Here is a 20,761-nt window from a genome sequence, read left to right as displayed (position 1 = left end):
CCCCGAAGGATTAATTGCCAGAGTAGGAGTAGGTCATCAGATTAAGTATGATATCGGTGATGCCTCCCGTCGCGGCCGAGTCGCCATCGATCAGTGTGCCGTCGATGTTGGGGAGGAAATATTGATAAGCGGTGCCGTCGGTGGGATCGGTGGTATAATCGTTGTAGTGCATCGATTCCAGCGGAATGATCAGCACCCACTGACTGTTCCACACTGAGCGCCCAACGAGGTCGACGCCGAAGTAAGTTGAAGTGGTGTCGAAGGAATCCAGATCGACCGTAGACGTTGCCACGGAGAAGGCTGAGTGCAGGCGTATCTCTCCAAAGTAGCCATTCACCCCGTCAATGATCGGTGCGTAGACATTGCTTTCCAACTCGTAGTCGGTGGGTGGAATGGCGATGGGCAATTTCTGGTCGACGACGCTCCAAGAGCGAATTTCTGTGGACAGCGAGTCGGGAACGCGTGAGAAATCCTTGCCCACTGGAACGAGGTAGGCGCGCGGCGTCGCCGCCAGGTTTGTGGTGTCGTAAGACTCGAATTCAAGCGCCACGCCATAGATGCGTGTGGCAAAGCGGGACGGGTCGTAGGCGCTGTCGCCGCCATCCAGATCGTAGCCGAAGAAATCTTCGCCTGGGGTCACCGTCGTGCTGAAGGAAACGACAAAGCCAGGCACTGCGTCGCCATCTGAATTCCACGGGCGACAATAGAGATTGTAGTAACTGTTGTCGCGGAGGTCGTCATAGAACTCGGACTGGCCGTTGAGACCGGAGCTACTGCTGGTCAGCCACTGGAGCCAGGAGTAGTCGTCGGTCGCTTGGTCTGAGCTGTCATCGGCGTCTTTTTCGATGCCCGCCAGCTCCTCACGCAGAGAGAACGACAGGATTTCGTAGTTGGCCTGAGTATGGCCATTCTGCGCCTTGATCTGCGCGAAGTTTGCCTGCATCCAGGCGAGTACTTCACTGATGCCGCCTTGACCGTAAATCGGAACACCACCACCCACGTCGGATGTGCCCCCGCCGTAACCTGTGATCATGCCGAGAAAGGTGGTTTCCATCAAGTAGTCCAGCATCGGGCCGATGTACTGGTCGTCACTGGGATCAAGCGCGGTCTCGTAATCATAAGCCTGCGCTGCGAGGAAGGCGTAGCGGCGGGCGAGCTCGAAGGCCTGCATGTATTGCTCCAAGGCATGGTTGCGCTGAATGCGGAACGCCATATCGCGCGACTTGCGCTCCTGAATCGTCGCCGCCAGTTTTTGGTTCCAGTAGATGCGGTCTGTCCAGACCATGTAAGCTTCACCGCGCTCGGCGAGGAACTTTTGCTGCGTAGAGCGAAGCACCTCGATCTGGGTGAAGATTTCATAGCGAGCCAGTGGCTCGTTGTTGAGCAAGACTTGCAACTGGGCCAGTTGCTCTTGGAGCTCGAACGGATAGCCGTCTTTGTAAGTGTCCAGATCGAGGTAATATTCATCGTTGATAGCATCTGCCACCAAGCCGTCAGCAGCAGCACTTGTCGATCCTGCAGCCAACTTTGTCGGTATGTAGCTTAATAGATTGGAAGCATATTCGATCGCGTCCGCAATGGGAGTGATATCGACCGAGAATCCAATAATCTTTTCATTCAAATCCCCAACGCCTTTTATTTCGTTCGTGATCGCGTCTGCATACGCATTTAAGAACGCAGCAGAGGCAGTGAGGTTAGCCGCCGAAACTTTAAGGTTCGTAATCGTGCTTCCTTTATTAACCTTGAGATCCAGAATCTCATCATAGACATCATACTTGGCTTGGATCAGGGTTATCTGGTTTTCGATTTCTTGCACGAGATTCTCGTATTTCTGCACTGACTCGCGCAACGAGCCTTCAGCCTGCACCATTTCGGTGAGCGCCATTTGAATCGTGCCGTAGTAATCGCGCTGTCCCCAGGTGTCGGGCGCCAGGTAGGCATAGTTTGATGCGGTCAGTGGCAGGTTGAACTCATTGCCGTCAAAGCTCATGTCCAACGCGGCTTCCAGTCGTTCGATTTCGGTATCGTCATCCAGGTCGTCCGTGTCATCAGAGGGAAAGTCGATGGTCCGCGCATTTGATCCATCGGAGGTAAAGTAATGACCATACACGCTCTCCAGTGTATTGTCGGCTGAGCCGCTGTCCGACGAACCCAGCCCCTTGGTGCTGCTGAGGTCGATGGGGAATTCGCTGACGAAGTCCACCAAGGAAGTCGATGGCAGTGGCGTTACGTAGTCATTGACCACGTTGTTATCCAGGTAATTGAAGAGGTAATAGTCGGGACCATCATAATCGGCGGCGTAGAGCTTGCCGGTGCCCATGGTGCCGGAGTAGGGCGAGCCGAAGAACTTCTTTAATTGGTTCTTATATTCCAAGTCTTTCTGGACAATGCTTTCGCGCAGCGCTTCGCTCGAGACCTCTAAGGCGCGCACATTTACCTTCTGGATGTTCGCGACACTGTAGACCTTGAACGCATAGCGAAACGCGGAGAGCGCCTGATCGTAGACCTGCTCAAAGTGCGAGTTGAACGTGCTGTCATTCGTTTCAACGTCCAAGACCAGCGACGGATCAATCGAAAACGGCACCGTGTTTGGCGAGAGGCCAATCGGGTTCAGTCCGTTATTAATGCGATCCAAGTATTCTTGCACGTAAACGCCCTTCGTCGCCAGCAGACCAATGTCTTCAATTGTTGAGCGTGAAACGGTGCCAAAGATGCGATTATCTTGTTGTATTTTCAGTAATTGAACCGATGCCGTTCCATCATCTGAGCTACCCGCAGTTTCTTCCGAAACAATGCCAAACGAGCTGGGCGAGAGATCGCTTACATCGACATCCAGCACGTAAGTATCGTCGGCCGTAGCCCAGGTAATCGCAAATGTCAGCAGCACACTGTCGGTGTCCGCGCTGGTTTCGACCGAAACCGTTCCATCACCCAGCAAGTCATTCAAAGCCGTTTCGATATTTTCCGACAAGGTATCCAGCGAATACAAGTCGCCATCACCTATCTCAATGGCAGCTGTTTCCTGGCCGTCATAGATCAGAGTGAAGCTGCCGCTATCTGGCGCAGGCGCTGCGGGGACCATCGCATTAGCCGTCGCCCAGTCAAACACCGCCGCTTGACCGGTGCGGCGCGCCCAGCCTTCGACTCCCCACGCGCGGTAGTCATTCGTATCGGTATAGCCAACCCATTGCCCTTCGCTATCTTCACTATAATAGCTTTTGAAAGTGCGCATGAGGATATCGATGCCACACTGAATTCGGGCTACTGCGGTTTGTGCAAAGCGACGCTCGTTCCAGTAGTAGACTTCGATCACGCTGTCGTCGACTTCGTATGGTTCGGCGTCATAATTCCAGGAGAAGTTATCCAGCGCGAGCAGGTCATAGTAAATTTCTACCGAGCTTAGGTAGTGTCCCCAGGCATCGCCATGCCCTTGAGGGTAAAGTTCCTCGGCGTCATTTTCGTCGATGAATCCATCGAAGTCATAATCCGATGTTGCGTAGTTGAGCGTGTAGGCGGTTTGGCCTTCACCACCGGTAAAGTTCCAATAAAGCCGGTTATACACCGGGTAGGCTCCTGTGCTGGGCTGATCGTTGGAAGGGTCCGTTGGCTCACTGAGCGCCTGTCCTCGCAAGAGGGCGAGTTCTTCCGTGTTCAGGTCGATGACCATTTCATCGAAGGCATGTGTATTGGGCGGGAGCACATTATACTGCAAGCCGACATCGCCCGGGCTTGAGCTGGAGTTGGATGAGTCAGGATCGACGACCTCCTTGATTGCGCCAACCAGTGGATCAATGCCGTCCGCATAGGCTTCGTTGCCCAAGAGATAATAAAGGAACGCGATGCGGTTTGCGGCATTCAGCAGGGCATCACTCACGTCTTCGACAACGCCGGCGTCGCTAGCGAGATCGTAGGCGTAATTATACAGCGTGGTGTAGAACTCAATCAGTCCGACGTCTTCAATGTAGTCTTGATCATCATCCAGAGCGACATCGCCATCGTAGGGCGCGCCCGCTTGCTGGATAATGCTCGTATAGGGGTCCGCTGCGTCGGTGTAAATCAAGTCCGTGTAACGGTTTTCGAAATAGTTGATGGCGTCCAGCACGCGGTTTACCCAGCCCGTCGAAAGCTGCGGCACATATTCGCCAGAGGTCGTTGATGAATTCGCCGCGCCCGCCCAGGAGGATTCTTCGGTTTCGTCGGTAGATTTATAGCGGGCGTAGAACCAGTAGTCGGTGAGTAGTAACGCGGTGTCTTCTTCGATGGTAATTTCCTGCCCGGTTTGCGTGGAAAGTATGGTCCAGCCTTCACTATCGGTCGTGATGTCATCCGGCGGTTGAGGATAGCTGGTCGAGCCTGTCGTCGGCAATTGATAGATCCAGTCAAATGTCACTAAATCAACTGATGAAGAATCGGTGCTTTCGTAGTAGGAAGCATTTGCGCCGAAGTCCTGGTCCAGTCGCAGCGTTTGCTTCTGTTGAAATGCGTCAGTAGGATCAATGCTGATGATGGTGCCGGTCACCAGTTCCGGCGCCAGGTAAACAACTTCCAGATCCACGGTTTCGCCAACCAATGAGCTGTCGTTATTCTCTGCGATCACAAAGTAGGCGCCGGTAAAGGAGCCGTCCGAAAGCGCGTTAACCAAATAGGCAAAATTGGTGGTCACCACTGCGCCTTCACCCAGAACTGATTCGGGCTCGGCATAACCATCGCTGTCATCGTCATCCAGACCAACGAGCCAAGTATAAAGATCGACATCGATATCGGCGCTATCGCCAGTCTGCGCAGTTGGCGCCTCGCCCACCACTGTGGTAAAAACCGCATTGGGATTTCGCGAGATGTAGTAGAGCGATAGCAACGCGTCATTCATATAACCGCTGGAAGTGCTGTCCGCCGCCCAGGTGTCATCAGCCGCGACATCTTCCAACAGTTCCTCCAAATCATCCCCCGAGAGTACGTTGGGCTGAATGTAATTTGTATCCGCTTCCAGAGAAGACACACTGCCTGAGCTGATACTGCTGCCATTGATGAGTCCGACCAGCGCCAGTTGATTTTCGCTGGGATCGTAGGCTACTCGATTCTGCAGACTGGCCGAGAACATGTAGAAATACTCGTAGTCGGAGTAGTCTGTGCCCGAGTAAGTCGTGAAGACCTCCGTATCGCTTGTGACGGAACTGGAGAACGTCCCCTCCAAGTCGACGGTAATCGCCGCAAATGGATTATAAAAGCGAACGCTGGACTGCTCATAAGCCTCAGTGAGCGACTCGTATTCACTGCCATCGGGGTTCAACTCGTCAAAGACAACTTGGCCAGACAGCCATTCGATCACGTCGGGCAGTCCGGTCACCTGTTGGGCTACCAGCGTGATGGTTTGAACTTCAGCGGTGTCCTCGTCTCCAGCAATAGATTCCACTACTTCAACAAATGAGATCGGGTAGATGTTCACCGATGTGTCGGCTTCGAGTAAGTAATCACGAGAACCAACATCATTCCAAGTGACGGTAAAGCTTGGGTTCTCACCAGTGACCGTGACGAAACCGTCGCCGAACGGACCAGTCTCCGCATTCATATTGTTCAGCGCCAGTTCCAGCTCTGTAGCCGTTGCCCGCAAAGCAAAGGCTGAGGTGGTGTCGGAATCATCCAGGGTCGAGGTCATTGCCCACACTGCGCTATCGCTACTCTCACTCACACCAGATACATACAAATAATAGACGGCGTCCGTATCGGTCACATCATCCCCGGTGACGACCGAAGTTAACGTCATGGAATAGTTAGCGGTATCCGAAACATCCGATGAAATGGTAATCGTTTCAGCGCCAGCTTCATTAAACGTAATCACCCAGGACGGGAATGAGCCGGTTACGGTCACTTCGACATTGTTGGGACCATTGGAGGAATTCATGCCATTGAGCGCGGACTCGATCTCATCGGCAGTTGATTGGTAACTCAGGCTTCCTGACCCCGTGCCGTTTTCATCCTGGATCTCGAAATCGCCCGTTTCGGTCGAGTAGTTGATCGTGGGCATCGTTGGGTAGTAACTGTTGTCGCTGTAAAAATCGCCGCCGCCATACGTCATGGTTTCGCCGACTTTGAGAATGGCGACATTGTCTGGCCACTCGGAATCCAATGTCCACTCGACCGGAGCCCAAGTCGCATCGGTGGGATCAACTTCGTAGTCGGCCTTGAGGTCATCCCCGCTGCTGTAGCTGGGGATTGGCTCGGTCAGGCTGCTGGGGTACCAGGAAATGACATCGCCATTGGAGTAATCTGCAGTTCCATTACTGTCGGTCAGCTCCGGAAAGTAGAATGAACCGGTCATCTCATAAAAGAAGAATCCGTAGTAGTCGCTATCTCCGGCAATGGTCCAGTAGTCGCCATTGACATCTTCCCAAAACGGCACATTCGGCGCTGATGCATCGGCTTGATAAAACGAGGGGACCGATGATGCGCCGATCACAATGCTTAGCGGGTATGGCGGCTCAATTAAAGTGCCAGCCTCATAACCGACCAAGTCGAAGTCAACGTCCACCAAAGTGCTGTCATCGGCAGAAGTAGGCGCTTGGTCCTTATAGACCGCATAAATGAGCATGTCGTAAACGCCATTATCGCTGTCATAGTAAGTTACCAGCACATAGGGCTCTGAGGTGAGCACTGGCGAGTTCGTGTAATCCGATTGATTATCAGTGGTGACATTTAAATCGTCGCGCAGAGCGAACACCACGTCACCGTCTTTATCCGAATAACTGTTTTGTTCTGTATTGGAATTGGCGTCAGCCAGAATTGCATGTTCTTCGTTAGGATTATAGCCAGGCTCGTCCGGATCATTTTGATAATAGATGTAGGCATCGACGAAATCGGCGGTTGGCAGCGTCGAATACTTCGGTGTGCTGGCGGAATCATCCTCCTGATACGAGTCATCACCATACAGGGATTGGCTGCCCAGGGTGCTCGAAATTGTGATGAAGCCATTGCACTCGGTATAATCGGGATAGACCGGCGTATATTGCAGCGGATTCGACGGGATGTAAGCGCCAAAGTAATCATCTCCGCCAACGAACCATGCGACCACCACTTGGTAGGGAAGGGTGTCGTCTCCAGAGACGTCGTTGCTTGCGTATTCGATGGTGTTCACCGGGATGATATTACCGTCGGGTAAGCCGGGGTAGTAGGCGTCGTCGGAAACGCTTTCATAGATGGCGTTGTTGACCGGCGCGAGGTAGCCATAAGTTGTGGTGGACATCAAACGCCCTGTTCCTATGCCAGCATTATCCTGGCTGGCGCCCAAGTCGTTGTAGGCAGTCAGTGCGGTCGCAATATTGGTTGAGACGTTATCAACAGCCTCACCACCTAGTGTAAACGACACTGTGCCATCAGCATTGTCGGTATAGCTCAAGGCCTCGGACTCAACCACGAGAATTTTCCAGATTTCGCTGTTGAGATCTCCCCGAGGCGTGGTGCCATCGGATGTAGTCAGGAATCGAAGGACAGTGTAGCCCTCGTAAGGCGCACTGAGCTCGGGGCCGTAAGTTGCATTGTTAAGCACGGTCGACCGAGTTTCATCCGAACCCGACCAGTAGATGAAGTCATAGAAAATGTAATCGTCCGCATCATTGGGATCGAGTAACGCATTACCCGCATCGAGCACCATGGTCACGATTTGGTCGGCGTAAAAGCTGGCGTAGTCGCTATCGGTGGGATCCAGGACTTCTACTTCGATCGTCAGGTAGCCGGAAATCACATTGGAAATGTCACTCGAATCTGTGTAAGAGAGTTCAATCTCCCAAGTGGCTTGCACGATGCCTGGCTGCATCGCCACGAGCGCCATCTCTTCAGCGCTCCAACCCAAAATATCGCTCGCTGTGGAAGTCGATTTTATGGCCTGTATGAGGCTGAGCGTTGGCGTATTGTTGGATGTGTTTTCAATGCTCACTTCGACAGACGACCAATAGCTCTCATCAATGCCGTAGGCGTCCATCAATTCGTAAATGATGTAGTTGGTCGAAGTCGTGCCATCCGATTCCGTGTAGGTTACGGTATTTCGGATACTGTCATCGTCTTCCGTGCTGAAGGGGTAGAGCTTTTCGCCGATGTAGAATGCGGCGTCGGTGTCGGTCGTGGATGTCGTCGTTTCGAAGTAAAAAACCGGATTGTTGTAGGTCCAGGTCATGGTTACCTGATCTTCGATCTCAAGTGTGTCGAAGTAATAAAACTTGCCTTGAGAGTCAGAGGTTAAATCGACAGTCTCATCCTCATCATTTGAGTCCTCGATTGCTGCGACGGTGACGCCGCTGCTCAGGTAATTGATCAAGCCATCGTCAACCGCATCGGTAATGCTCATTGATTTTTGGGCAGATGTTAAGTCCGCAACATTTGTCGCATTGGACCAGCCGACTAAGCTCGTGCCTGTGGAATCGCCCGTCTTCTGAAAACAGCCGATGACCACATATTTTCCTTCATCGATCCAGTAGGTGCCAATGCCGGTCGTGCCGTCTGTATTGGTGCTGGGGACCAAGGTTCCCGCCTGCAAGGTTGATTCTAGATCCGTAGGCTCTTCGTCAAACTCAAGCACCACGGGTATGATTGCTGCGGTGCCCTCGATCTCGGTCGCGGAGATCACCAACTGCCACTGCTTTTGCATGGTGACATTCAGGTTTACCGGGCCCGTCTGCGAATAGCTGGGCATCGACAAGATGCTGGTCGAGTAGCTGGTTGGCGTTAGGTAGTAGTCGCTGTCGCTATCTGGAGTACTGCTGATAAAGAAGTCATATGGATTGGACTGGAAATCTGCCAGGGTCGCCGTGTTTCCATTCCCCGTCAGGTCTTCTTCACTGTTGCCCTCATCAATTTCGAAATACCAGAAACCAACCAAATCGCTTTCCGTGCCAGTGAGCACTTTTTGCCCGTAGCTCACGACCTGATCTTCCGTCAAAGCTACGTCCCACCAGCGGATCTGGCCGATGGTCGCAGGCACCCCGATGATGGTATAGTCAGAAGAGGTTACCGCAAAATTTGAGGAGGCGGTCACATCGGATGGTGAGAAAATGCATTCACCCGAGGTCGCCATTTCATAGGTATCAGTGGCTGAGGTAACTGAATCCGTATCGGACTGGTCTACATCTGAGTCATTGCCCTCCTGGAGGTATACATCGAATTCTATGGACGAAGTGCCCAGGCCGCTGTAAACGCAAGTCAGCATACCGGATTCGAATTCATCCAGTGTTCCCGAAAGGTTTACATGAGAGCCAGCCAATATCCTGACTTCAGCGTAAATGGTCAGTTCGTCATCCTCTAATATTGCGTAGAGTAACATATTGGCGTGCGCTTGGTCGATCTGCAGCAATATGTAAATGTATCCCTCTTCCCATTCTACATCTTGAAACTGGATTTGGAACGTCATGTCTCCAGTGGTGAAATTGGAGATATCACCGAAGATGATCTCATTATTGCCATCATCAATCACCAGGCCGGAATAGACGCTGTAGAGGTCACGATCGAATTCCGTGACGACATAGCGTGCGCCATCGATAATGCCATTGTTAGTGGATGCTGGCGCACTGACTGCGCCGGTCACATAGGGCGTGATGGCGTCATCTTTATCGGTCCAGAAGAATGCCTCGTTCGGAACGGGATCCGGCAATGAGTCTAGTACCTGCTCAGCGTAGTCGTCTGCGTCAGTCGCGCTCACCGTCCAAATGGTGCTGTATTCAGCAGTGTAATCCACTTTGATGGAGGTGTCTTCCGTCAAAGTGAAGCTGATATCATTGCCGGTTTCGGTCGTAGCGCTCCCAACGATTGAATAGGAGTCCAAGGTATAGCGAATACGCTTGTCATCGTTGTCGAGGCCTTGCGCGCCTGTGTCGTCGGAATCGGTGGACTTGTAGGTTAGGTTGCCATCAATATCATAATACAAGCGGTAAGGCAGTTCGATCGCCAAGTCCGTATTTTCGACGAGCAAGGCTGTGCCCGGATCTGGTTCGATGCCCAGACTGCTGTCATCGCCAACGCTTAACAGATCGGGGCTTATAAAGGCAGGCAGTTCGAAGAACACTTCATAGCCAGTCTGGGCAGTGATGTCGTAGGAGCTATCGATTGAGAAAAACGCTGCAAACAGTTCATCGATGCTGGAAGAGGTATTAATGATGGTCGTGTCGTCAGTCGAACTGTCGGGAGATGAGATCAGAATATAGTCATCATCATCGTTGGCGGCGAGGGTGCCGATGAGCACGATTTGTCCATCATCGTTCATTGCCGCAATCATTTGCAGGGTGTCCGCCGAAGTTTGCCCCAGGTCGTCACCGATGAGGCGATTACCACCAACCCAGGCAGAGCTCAAGTCTGGGCTATCATCCTGGGTGATGTCGTCCAGAACGCCGAAGATGAAGTCGAAATACTCGCCGGATGCATACTCATCTGCGCTGGTCGTTGTGCCGTCGCTGTAAAAGGTGTCCAACTCGTCGATGTATTTTTTTTCGTCTTTACTGTAGATATACAACGGATCGTAGCGCATAGGCACGTAGTCGCTGTTTGATTCTGCTTCATCGTAGCCATCATCCGTTAAAGACAAAGATACCGGCCAGAAAATCAGTGGATTGTCATCGCTATCGGTTGTCCGACTACTCCAGTTGGTTGATCCTGTGAAATAGGTGTTCCAGAAATGTTCTCCGGTTAGTTTCGGGGCCACCACGGTTGCCATTTCTGGCGTTAGTTCCACTGAACCACTCGAGTCGTCATATCGGAAAAAGAGCAGCATGGGCAGTTGGGCTTCCAATGGTGTTTGGGTGATGTCCCCCGAGTTGCCACCAGCTACAGACTCATAAACATAGTCGTAATAGTAGGGCGTATCATCATATATTCCAAAAACACCACCACCAACATTGTAAGTATCTTCGTCGCTTCCGGTGTAATAAAAAGAATTCTCGGACCAGATGGTGATCGGCACATCGATTGTGGCAGTACTGCTACTGCCAGTTGCGACATCTTCATCTGTGCTGATGGACAGAGTTCCTGGGTTTACCAACTGGCCCACGATGGATACATGGTCGAAGCTGTGCCCATGGTGATCTTCTGCAATTGGCGAAACTACATTGTCGGTGTTGGAAGCATCTTCTGCAAAATCTTTTACCCCTCCTGAATATTGAAAGAGCGTGAATACGGTTGGGTATCCTCCCGCCACCGAGGCAGTGGCGTTGGCGCTGACTACACCCCCTGACGGTTTTGCGGTTAATCCCTGGCAGGCATATAGGCAATTGGCGTAGTCATAGAATTCAGTGTAGTCCCCATATTTCCCTTCATAATAATATAGATTTCCATAAGATGCGCCAGCACCGATGAATATGGAATCAACTGCTTTACTGTAAAGAATGCGATAAGGAGCATAATAAACAGCAAAGAGACCAGTGCTATAATATGGTTCACAGATTTCCTGTGCGTCAGTAGAATCCAAAAGTGTGTAAAACTGTCCAATGTAGGCTTGGAAGTTGGCAATCACCGCAGTATCTTGATCTCCGATGCTCGAAAATTGGCCGATGAATCCCGTAACTCGCCAGTCTACTTCCTCATAGTTCGCCGCAGTATCGTTCTCTAAGAGATAACTGTACGAGCCAGTAGTGGTGTTGATATTATTAAATTTACTGGCGACGGTGTCGAAGTAAGCAGTAAAATTGACAACGAAAGGAAGCGTGCTGTCTAAGCTGCCGTTAATATCTGCCTCTAGATCACTGACTCCACGCGTGTAAGGCTGATAGGCGCCTCCGACAAGATCTGAGAAGCCACAAAATACTACATCGCCCGTGCCCTCATCGAAATAGACATCACTAATCCAGGTGGGCACTTCATTCGTTACCGCACCTTCGTTCAGCAAATAATAATCCTGCTCGCCCCGGAGGTAAAACGTATCAATCAAGTCTCCATCAAAATCCAGGACGACTCCAATATTGCATGAGTTTTCAATAAACGAATCCGAGCGAATAGAGGAGTTGCTGGCGCCATCATCGATGTAGAGCGCTAATTCATTTTCCAAAAAATTCACCGATTCGGTGGGGGTGTCTGAGGTAGCAACGTCCACATCGGTCCAGAATTGCGCGGACTGTGAACCGCTTTTACCATAAAGCCGGGTCGCAGCGCCTAAATTAAAAGCCAGTGCAATGCCGTAGTCTTCAGCGACCGAAATGCCGCCCAGGCGCGAGGCCATCTTACCCTCGTCTGCGCGGAAATAGTCGCCCAGGGCATTGATTGTCCAGTCTTCCGTTTCCACATACGCCACGGTGCTGGAGTCCAGCGTCAGGTAGCTGGCGTCATCCAGGCTGGCGTTGGCCTGCGCCATAATGAAGCGCACCCAGTTCAGCTGGCCGGATGGATCGATCTGCGCCAAAAAGCCGACGGGCCGCGTGACATAATCTCCCGTGCCATCGTCGCCCGTGGCGTAGGCTGGCAGGCTGGAGTCTTCGAGTTCCGCTTCAAACGTCTGCCCATTCCAGCTAATGCCGCTGGTGCCATCGATCAAGGCGCCAAACACATAGTAACCGTAGCTCGGGGATGTTCGGCTGTCCACTGGACCTTCAACTACTTGAATGATGCGGAAACCATCGCCATCAAACGCCTCTAGCGCCACCGCCATTGCTTGGCCATCACGGGTTGCGGCTTTCAGGCTTGATGCGGTTCCGAGCGCTATGCCTATTGCGAGAAAAGTAAGGTAGGCAGCGCGTGTGCAAGGGAAAACACTCCAGTTTCTTAAATTGTATTTATTGATATTCACGCAAAGGGTTAAGGTAGGAGTTAGATGCTTTATGTTGAAATAATATTTCACTGAATTCACTAGCCCCATGAGATCGGCTCAGTTTGTTCAATGTACTTAATGATTGATCGTGGTAACGAATCAATAAGCAGTGAATGCACACACGCCATTGGCTTGGCGACAGGTAGCCCTTGCGCCATGGAAATTGCGTGAAAGTAGTTGGAAACATAGTAAGACGCCGTGGAATCAGGAAACCCTTTAGCCACTGGAATATTCGGTTTGATCGCCTTTTTAGCGTTGTATGCCTCCAGTATACCATTGGCAATCTTAATGTAAGGTTAATGAAGTCGTTGAACCGTGAATTTTACTGTCGATTGTCTTGTAAGGCTTTGGCGGCAGAGCTTATTGGGCTTGTGGTCATGTTAGTCGGTATCTAAACGGTTAGTTGATGCACTTAAGTTACAGGCAATTGGCAGGTATCAGCTGTCCGAAGGCGTCGATGCTTCGAATTGTTTTTCGCATATTTTTTACACTGCCTCTGTTTTTTTGGTTTGCTGCCTGTAAACCAAATCCGCCAGAGGAGGAGCCAGTCAATGGCACCTCAATGGATTTAGTCGCTCAGGTTGGTGACCGAGAGATAACCTTGGATGCTTTGCAAGCGGAGGTAACTCGGGCGCATGGGCGCGCTTCGCCTGAGTCTGTGCTGGAGCGAATGATTGGTCGGGAGGCTCTTTTATACTACGCCCAGGAAGTGGGTGTTACTGATGATCCCGAAGTCCAGAAGCGGATTGACGGTCTGATCATTGGAGAACTGAAAAGAAGTTTGCTGGAGCCGCGTCTGGAGAATGTGGAAGTTTCCGATGACGAGATCGAGACCGTTTATACTCAGCGCACTGAACTCTTTGTGGAGCCCGAGCAACGCCGTTTAGCGATCATTTACGCCTTAGATAAAGAAGGCCAGGCGGCTGAGCGGGTGAGTATGGCGAAGTCGGAAGCGGCTGAGCTGAGCGCAGAACAGGGGTTTGCGCAATTGGCCTTGAAGTATTCTAATGACAAACGAAGCCGCTATCGAGGTGGGGATATCGGTTGGGTCAAGCGCGATCAATTTCCCGCGTCTGTGCCTGATTCATTGGTTGAGGTGGGGTTCGCTCTCCGATCGCCAGGGGATGTTTCTGAACCTATCCAATTGGAGGATGGATGGGGGTTGGTCAAATTGATCGAGACGCGTCCGGTGCATGTCCAGCCACTGGATGAAGCAGCGCGGAAAATGATTGAAGCTCTATTGAATCGAGAGAAAAAGGAGAAAATTATTTTAGATTTTAGAGAAGAGGTCATTGCCCATGCGGGGGTCACTATATTACAGCCCGATTGGGCAGCGGAATTTGAGCCCTCTGTTGAAGAAGAAAAGGAACTGCAGGCGCCTCCGCTGCCATGACCTCGTAGATTGAGAGTAGCTTCTTATTGGAGAATTTAACGGTCTTGAAGATTTCGATATTCCCTGGGGTTGACGCCGTTAAGTTTTTTGAACTGGCGACTGAAGAAATACTGATCGGTGTAACCTAGTTGATCGGCTATCGCGGCGATTGGCTCTCTGGTTTGACGCAGTAAAAATCGAGCGTGCGTCATCTTGCACTTTAAGTGAAATTGAGTTGGCGTTTCTCCGGTGTGCTGACGAAATCTTCGATAGTATTGGGCTTCAGATAGCTGTGCTTCTGCGGCTAGTTCGGCAATTGATCTCGGTTGCTCCGGGCGTCTTTGCATGGCGTCCATCTGAGCCTGGATGCAGGCATAGAGCGTATCCTGCTGAGAGTCGGTGAATTCCTTCAAAAAAATGTGCACCAGACATGCGCACAGGCTTTGCATGCGCAGTAAGGCAATTTGGGAGTGCTCAGCTTCAAGTGTGCTTTGCTGAATCGCCAGACACAGCCCTTCGAATAAGGTGCGATTGACTATCGTGCAAGAGGCCGGCTTCAAGCTGAGGTGCGTTGTGGCGTCCTTCAGCTTGAAATGTATTGCCGAGTTTTTCAGTGGTCGCCTGCATTGATTGAGTGAGTGAACGCGTTGGCCAGGCAGAAAGAGGCAAGCAGTTCCTGGTCGTGCATGATAAAGCACGTTATCGCATTGGATAAATTCTTCTCCTTCGTGCATGTACCAGAGATTGTAGTAATCGGGAATGACGGTCTCCCAGGTCCAACCTGCATCTCGTTCGATGTATAAGGGCTGCTCGGTTAGCAGAATTTGGTTTAGCGCCATATGCGAGTATAGTGCAAAATAATTTGCGAATGTCCATTTCGATATCGGCTTCCTATTTGATAGAATAGGGTATGGAAATTGAGCATTCTGTTTTACGAATGGGAATTGTGGGTGTAGGTCGCAACGCAATGGGTTTGCATGCACCGTGTTTGATCGAGCATCCCCGGTTTAAGGTAGTCTCTGTCTGCGATATTGATCCCGCAAATCTGAGCAAGGGCGCGGAGTATTTTGGTTGCGAAGGCTATCATTGCATCGAGTCGATGTTGGAGGCTGGCGACTTGGATCTCGTTTTGGTGATGGTGCGTAGCAATGACCACTGCAGGCTTGCTTTACAGTGTTTGGAAGCGGGATTCAACACGTTGGTCACGAAGCCGTGGGGTGTCGATGCAGCAGAGGTTCATGAGATGATCAACACCGCAAACCGCTATAATCGCCGCATTCTTTTTTGGGCGCCGGTGCGGTGGTCGGCGGATCTTGAATTCCTGCAACGGGAATGTCGAAGTATTGGTCAATTGAAAATCATTCGCCGAGCACATACCACTTGTTCTTTGCGGAATGATTGGCAAATTTGGCGAGAGTTTGGTGGCGGCTACTTGCTCAATTGGGGGCCGCACCTCGTCGATCAGCTTATGGTGTTAGCGGGCAGTCGTGTAAAGTCAGTCAATGCGTCAATATGGCAATTTTGGAATCCCGGCGATGTGGAGGATGCTTTCAAGGCGACGCTCGAGTTTGAAAATGGCGTTTGGGGCGAAGTGGAACTCACTCAGTCTCCCATTCAGTTGCCGAATTGGTTCCTGCAGGGGGAACAAGGAGCCATTCAGGTTAGCAATGTTAGGGAAGCTGATATCCGCGAACTGAAGGCGCCCAGCTCGGAGCGCGAGGACGAGTATCGCCAGAACTTTACTATCGAATCTCGTGATGCGGTGATTCAAGGAGACCCCTTCGGTGATACAAGGGATGTCTATGATGCAATTGCGGGCGAGTTGTCTGGTGAAAAATCTTATCGAATGGGGGATGCGGATGCGTTGCATGTCGCCGAAGTTTTGGACGCTATACGTGAGTCAGCTTCTACTGGGTTGCGGGTTCGCCTTACTAATTCTAGCGGCGCGGCAAGCGTTGTCCGCTAAAACAGAGGAACGCTTAACACTGGTAACCTATGAAAAATTTGAAACGACCAAAATTTAAGTTTGCGGCAATTGGGGATGAGGCTGGCGCCTCTATCGAGCGTCAGATTGCTGGGCTGCTTGAACTGGGCTGGAAGCATATCGAACTGCGTGATGTGGACCGAATCAATATTGCGGCGCTGGATGATGACGCGTTCGACCAAGTGTGCGATGCGCTCGAAACCAATGGAATCCAAGTCTGTGGAATCGGCTCCCAGATTGCCAATTGGTCTCGTGACGCAAATGGTGACTTAGAAAAGGATTTGAGAGACGCAGAGTGCCTTATCCCACGTATGTTGCGGCTGAACGCACCCTATGTGCGCATCATGAGCTATAAGATCGATGGCGACGCTTCGATCAAGGATCTCAAGGTGGATAAGCGGATTAAGAATCTCAAGATAATCTGCCAACGCTTTCTGGATGCAGGCATTAAGCCGCTTCACGAGAATTGTTTCAATTATGGGGGGCTTGGTGTTCAGCAGACCATGGAGCTAGTTGAGCAAGTTCCTGGGTTGGGCCTGATTTTCGATACCGGAAATCCGCTCTTGTCTCCTGATTTAACTCAGGCTGGTCCGCCTTATCCGCGACAAAATACTTGGGCTGTATGGGAGCAGGTGCGCGACTATGTCTGCCATGTGCACATTAAGGATTCAGTATGCTATGGAGAGCTGCCGCAGAAGCTGAATTTCATGGCGACAGAGTATGTCTTTCCCGGAAGTGGGGATGGTGACGTCGCGCGTATCCTGAACGACTTAATCAGGCGTGATTACAATGGCATTGTCTCTATTGAGCCCCATGTTGGCGCGGTTTACCACGATACGGGTATTCAGCAAAAGGCTGAGTGGGATGCGCAATTCCGGATGTTCATCAATTACGGGCGACGGCTCATGGAGTTACTGCAGGGCGCCTATCCTACGGCGGATCTAGAGTTGCTTAACGCCGCCACTAGGATTGCTTTGCCAGCTTCTGAATGTGATTGAGTCGGTTGGCTGGAGTAAGGGAGCGGCGATTGTGCGCTTAGAGTCGAACCGTGTTATTGGGTGGGAGGGCTTTGCTGTGTAGTCGCGCTCACCAACTTGATTATCGATAGCGAATGCATGGAGTGGTTTGCCGCTCAATTCATTGATTTAGGTATGTGCGTTTTAAATGTATTTAAAAAATACAAAAGGCTTGCCTTGTTAATTTCTTTGCATACGATGGATGAATAAACCCCGTGAGTTGTAACTTAAACCCCCGTTACTATGCGCCGTCTCTGTTGTTTGCTATTGTGCCTGTTTTTATCAATTGCACCTCTGTCTAACGCAGGGAATGTTTCCGTTTCTTTTCAGCAGGGCCAAGATGGTTATGCATCATCAGCCACTGTTTCTATTCCTCAATCCAATCCTCTGAGTCGCATTGCTGATTGGCGTTGGTACGCTTTCGGAAGACCAGGCAATTCCGGAGCAAGCCCTGGACTATTGAAGTTTGATGATCTCTTTGGCAGCGGTGCTAATCAGGCGCCGTCAACGGGGGTAACTATTGAATCGGCGACTATCTGGATCTATCTGAATGCACAGTGGGGAAGTGCTGCAACGCAGGAGCTGGATATCTACCCCATGCTCACGAGTTGGGATCGAGCTTCTGCCAGTTGGAGCTATCGCGCATATGATGGCGGGGTTCCGGTGGCTTACTGGGGCGCAGGATCCTCCGCCACGAATGGTCCTGTAGCTAATGTTGATTATGATGTTGGATTTCTGACCGTGGCTGATTTTTCTAATGCGAGTGCAGGAAGTTGGATTGCATTAGATGTCACCGATATCGTTCAGGCATGGCACAGTGGAAGTCTTGCTAATAACGGGATTATTGCCTTCGGGGATGGCGTTTATCAAGGGCTGATGGGGTGCTCGATGACCACGGGTACGACATCTCCGATACTTCAGATCGATTATAAGGAACAGAGTTTGACCACGGTTAGCTTTCAGGAAGGCCAGGATGGCTATGCCTCCACAGAATGCAGCACGATCCAGGGGAATAATCCGCTAAGTAGAATCAATGATTGGCGACTGTACGCTTTTGGTCTGCCGGAGTCTTCGGCGGCATCTGCGGGTATGATTCGCTTTGATGATATATTTGGTGGGAGCTTGAACCAGGTGCCCGCCAGTGGCGCCATGATAGAATCAGCCATGTTGCATCTGTATTTGGAGGGCACATGGGGTAGCTCAACTCAGACCTTTACCGCGTATCCGCTTTTAAAAAGTTGGAATCGTGATGAGGTTACCTGGAGCTACCGCGGGCATGATGGCAGTGCGCCAACCGAGTATTGGGGAAATGTTTCTGTGGCTACTGCAGGACCCCTGCCGGGCATCGACTATGATGATGCGTTCTATGCGGTGGGCGACTATGCTGGGGCGCCAGTTGATTCCTGGATATCCGTAGATGTGACGGATATCGTTCAATCCTGGTATGATGGGGGATTGGATAACCACGGTCTGCTTCTATTTGGCGGTGGTGTCTACAACGGGATGTATGCGCGATCTGAAGGGCAGGGGTTATATTCGCCCCGCTTGGAAGTGACATATTTGGGTGGAGACTCTACGCCTCCCCCTGGCGATGATTTAATCGAGTCAATCTCTGTTAGTGGGGATGAGTTTTTGCGATCTGGAGATCAGTCACCCATGCGCTTCTGGGCGGTTAATTGTGTAGCGTTTTATCCTGACCACGCTACGGCGGACGCTTATGCAGCCTTTCTGGCTGACCGTGGAGTGAATTGTGTTCGCTGGCACCATATGCTGCGCCCTAGTTTAGATTGGAATGTGAAGTCAGGCATTTCCGCATTGGTGAGTTACGCTAATAATACTTCACGGGAACTGGATGGCAATGCTTTGGAACGATTTGATTATCTCAATGCGCGGCTTCGAGAGCATGGTATCTACGTGACATTTGCTATGCGTTTCACGCGGAATTATCTACCGGGAGATGTATCCATTCAGTCCACGACATCGGCAGATGAGCAAGCTTGGCAAGCTGCGATGGCGGATTTAAACGACTCACATTGGCAGTTCTCCATCGATAAGAAAAAGATGCTTCCAGTGTTTGACGAGCGTGCTGCTTTGATCGACGAGGAATTCGTCACTAATTTGCTTTCGCACGTAAATCCATATACGGGTTTAAGCTACGGCGAAGATCCCCAAGTTTTTGCATTGGAAACGATCAATGAGTTTTCATCCGAGTATGTCATTGTTGCGGGCAACAAGTTTCTGAGTGATGACTTCCCGGCAGTTTCCTATTGGACTGATTTGCTGAACAATCAATGGGACGCCTATACCTCTACTCATGGAGTTACGCCATGCGATATCTATAGCCCATCGACAACAGCACAACGTGAGGCGAGGTCTGATTTTTTGGATGAGCTCGATCGTGCGCATTTTCAACGCATGAAGAATCATATTGATTCGTTGGGCTACGATAAGGCGTTGATCTTTTCCAATCTTTGGCGGGGAGAACGTCCGCTAAAGATGAACGCGGACATGGGGGATTACATTGAGAATCATGGTTATGTTCGGCCAGAGGTTACAGACACACTTGATGATTGGGTGCGCTCCTTGTCGAAGTGTGCTATCGCGGGCAAGCCATACATCATCAGTGAGTTTAATCAACGGGAAGGCAGTGGGAATCGCGCTGAAGACGACCCCAAGCGAACCATGTTGATGGCGGCCGCAGCAACCTACGGTCTGCTTCAGGGTTGGAATGGATTTACTTGGTTCGCATGGAATCATGGCGATGGCAGTGTGGCGAGTGATGGGCAAGGTGACCCTGTGACGCGTGATTCAAATCTGGGCGCCATGGTCGCAGACAGTATGATGCAGGATCACATGCGCGCTGCGGGCTTGATTTTTCGACGTGGTCTCTTTGGGCGTTCGCAGTCTCCAATTACCGTCTATGTGGATGATCCTCTTTGGCAGTCGAGTTACTACGGTTTAATTGCCGAAAAATACTCCTACGAGGCGGGTTGGCAGAACTTACACGAAATTCGTAAGTCATTTGGTGCAAAATCTAGTGGGCAGGATTCTGCGTTTTTCATGACGAGTGAGCCGACTGGCGATGTATTGGTTTCGGATACCGGCGAGATTGCCAAGGACATTGTGCGAAATCAGCTAACGGGCGCTGCCGAGCAAGCTGAGGTGTTCAGCGGATCTCTGGATGGCATGGCCCCGGCGGGTTTGCAGCATCTCGATATTGTGGATAGTTCCGGCTTTGCCACTGTGATGTTAGTGACGGAAGATGCCGCGCCGATTGTCGATAGCGGTTACCTGCTGGTTAGTCGGACAATGTTTGATTCCACTGGTAATGATGTTGCCGGACCGGATTTGACCATCAGTGGATTGAAGGCTCCTGCAACTGGGGAAGTGTGGCGCTTTTATGTGAATGGAAATTCGCAGAGCTTGAGTTACGTAGGTGGTTCAGTTATGCTACCGACCAGCGATTGGCGAGAAGGTGAGATTGTTTTGGAGTAGCCTGAACGATCAGGCTCTTCGCCTATTCATTGGCTCTGCAGACGATGGATGCATGTGTTGGGCAGTATATTCGTTGGCTGAAAAAGAAATTTGTTTTGAGACGCAGTTTATATTTGATAAAT

Annotated in this window: 6 protein-coding genes; 4 read left to right on the top strand and 2 right to left on the bottom strand. The window is 51.0% G+C overall.

All coding sequences use genetic code 11. The annotated features are described in order from the left end of the window. Nucleotides 1-10: 10 nt before the first annotated feature. Nucleotides 11-12,613 carry a hypothetical protein gene (locus RBB63_RS15680; RefSeq protein WP_309385912.1) on the bottom strand — a complete coding sequence of 4,201 codons (12,603 nt, stop codon included), beginning with the start codon at nucleotides 12,611-12,613 and terminating at the stop codon, nucleotides 11-13. 616 nt (nucleotides 12,614-13,229) lie between these two features. Between RBB63_RS15680 and RBB63_RS15675 the strand changes: the two genes are divergently transcribed. Beyond that, nucleotides 13,230-14,165 carry a peptidylprolyl isomerase gene (locus RBB63_RS15675; RefSeq protein ID WP_309385911.1) on the top strand — a complete coding sequence of 312 codons (936 nt, stop codon included), beginning with the start codon at nucleotides 13,230-13,232 and terminating at the stop codon, nucleotides 14,163-14,165. Between the two features lie 35 nt (nucleotides 14,166-14,200). Here the strand turns inward: RBB63_RS15675 and RBB63_RS15670 are convergent, their stop codons facing one another. Continuing rightward, nucleotides 14,201-14,983 (bottom strand): AraC family transcriptional regulator, encoded by a 783-nt coding sequence (locus tag RBB63_RS15670; protein ID WP_309385910.1) that lies wholly within the window; start codon nucleotides 14,981-14,983, stop codon nucleotides 14,201-14,203. A 71-nt stretch (nucleotides 14,984-15,054) separates the two neighbouring features. Here RBB63_RS15670 and RBB63_RS15665 point away from each other — a divergent pair, with 71 nt between their 5' ends. From RBB63_RS15665 to RBB63_RS15655, 3 genes are all read left to right on the top strand, one after another. Beyond that, nucleotides 15,055-16,110, top strand: a complete 1,056-nt coding sequence (locus RBB63_RS15665; RefSeq protein ID WP_309385909.1) for a Gfo/Idh/MocA family protein — start codon at nucleotides 15,055-15,057, stop codon at nucleotides 16,108-16,110. 29 nt (nucleotides 16,111-16,139) lie between these two features. Continuing rightward, nucleotides 16,140-17,126, top strand: coding sequence for a sugar phosphate isomerase/epimerase family protein (locus RBB63_RS15660; RefSeq protein WP_309385908.1), 987 nt, complete (start codon nucleotides 16,140-16,142; stop codon nucleotides 17,124-17,126). 261 nt (nucleotides 17,127-17,387) lie between these two features. Further along, nucleotides 17,388-20,639: a DNRLRE domain-containing protein gene (locus tag RBB63_RS15655; RefSeq protein ID WP_309385907.1), complete on the top strand. Its 3,252-nt coding sequence runs from the start codon at nucleotides 17,388-17,390 to the stop codon at nucleotides 20,637-20,639. The last annotated feature ends 122 nt before the right edge of the window (nucleotides 20,640-20,761 follow it).

The organism is Cerasicoccus frondis, from assembly GCA_031296915.1.
In the GTDB taxonomy this organism is placed as follows: domain Bacteria; phylum Verrucomicrobiota; class Verrucomicrobiia; order Opitutales; family Cerasicoccaceae; genus Cerasicoccus; species Cerasicoccus frondis.
This window is presented reverse-complemented; position numbering and strand designations above follow the sequence as displayed.

Coding starts and splice junctions, on each gene's coding strand:
- RBB63_RS15680 (WP_309385912.1), bottom strand. CDS start 12,613: ATGGCGGTGGCGCTAGAGGCGTTTGATGGCGATGGTTTCCGCATCATT.
- RBB63_RS15655 (WP_309385907.1), top strand. CDS start 17,388: ATGCGCCGTCTCTGTTGTTTGCTATTGTGCCTGTTTTTATCAATTGCA.
- RBB63_RS15675 (WP_309385911.1), top strand. CDS start 13,230: ATGCTTCGAATTGTTTTTCGCATATTTTTTACACTGCCTCTGTTTTTT.
- RBB63_RS15670 (WP_309385910.1), bottom strand. CDS start 14,983: ATGGCGCTAAACCAAATTCTGCTAACCGAGCAGCCCTTATACATCGAA.
- RBB63_RS15660 (WP_309385908.1), top strand. CDS start 16,140: ATGAAAAATTTGAAACGACCAAAATTTAAGTTTGCGGCAATTGGGGAT.
- RBB63_RS15665 (WP_309385909.1), top strand. CDS start 15,055: ATGGAAATTGAGCATTCTGTTTTACGAATGGGAATTGTGGGTGTAGGT.